We start from the raw sequence: 899 nt of genomic DNA on the forward strand, positions 1-899 counted from the left end.
TCAGGATGATCATAATGATCACCACCATGGTTACGATGAACAAATAGATCTGTGCCTGCTCGTGATAGGCGCCAATACCAAGTGCGATGATGCCTACCAAACTAAACAAGAATGAGCCAAGAAAAGTCGCCAGAGCATTTTGCGTTGTGCTGTCTTCCATCAATAGCTTGGTAGCTCTAGGAGTGACCCCTGCACTGGCCGCGCTGTACGCTGAAACCATAATGTTGAGTGAAAACGTCGTCACCGCCAGCATCGACGTCGCGAGAATATTCAATATGTTATTCAGCAGCTCATTACTGACATTGATGGTGGGAGGCAGGGTAATGAATTTATTTAAAACAATAGAGATCAGGGCGGTTACAACAGCAAGTAAGGCGAAAAGTGATGTACGAACCCACAGTTTGCGTGTCATTTGTTTAAGCAGCCACTGCCATTTGGAGCCGGTCATTCTCATGTGCCTCTTATCTTAAGTGAGAAAGTCGATAGGAAATTCAAAACGTTATTCTTTGTTTAAGCATAGGTGAAATTTCTGGGTTCTCTTTGTGCTTGATGGGCTTCGTGATCAAGGTACTGGTATCCGAACCATTGGATAGTTTTGAAAACTATTGGGCATATTTAGAAGTTAACGAGCGTTAAAATCAGAAAGTCTTGCTGCTTCAAAGAATGGCGTTCGTAAGATGTGAATCAGCCTATATTCCGTTACCTTAATTGGTACACACATTAGAAAGCACTTTTACGAACGAGGTAGAAAATGATTGTAATCACAGGTGCAAGTAGCGGCTTAGGGGCGGAGTTGGCCAAGCTTTATGATGCGGAAGGGAAAGCCACTTATCTGACTGGACGAAGTGAGAGTAAGCTCTCTACAGTCACAAACTGCTTATCGAACAATGTTTGCTATC

General features: G+C 43.4%; 2 protein-coding genes. One reads left to right on the forward strand and one right to left on the reverse strand.

Translation table 11 applies throughout. From position 1 onward, the window contains the following. Nucleotides 1-448 (reverse strand): DUF2254 family protein (locus R7Q11_RS25235; RefSeq protein WP_225466887.1); only part of this gene is annotated, 448 nt, incomplete at its 3' end. Between the two features lie 303 nt (nucleotides 449-751). Here R7Q11_RS25235 and R7Q11_RS25240 point away from each other — a divergent pair. Continuing rightward, the coding region (locus tag R7Q11_RS25240) for an SDR family NAD(P)-dependent oxidoreductase (RefSeq protein ID WP_225466888.1) at nucleotides 752-899 on the forward strand (148 nt) is incomplete at its 3' end.

The sequence above is a fragment of the Vibrio sp. 970 genome (assembly GCF_033339075.1).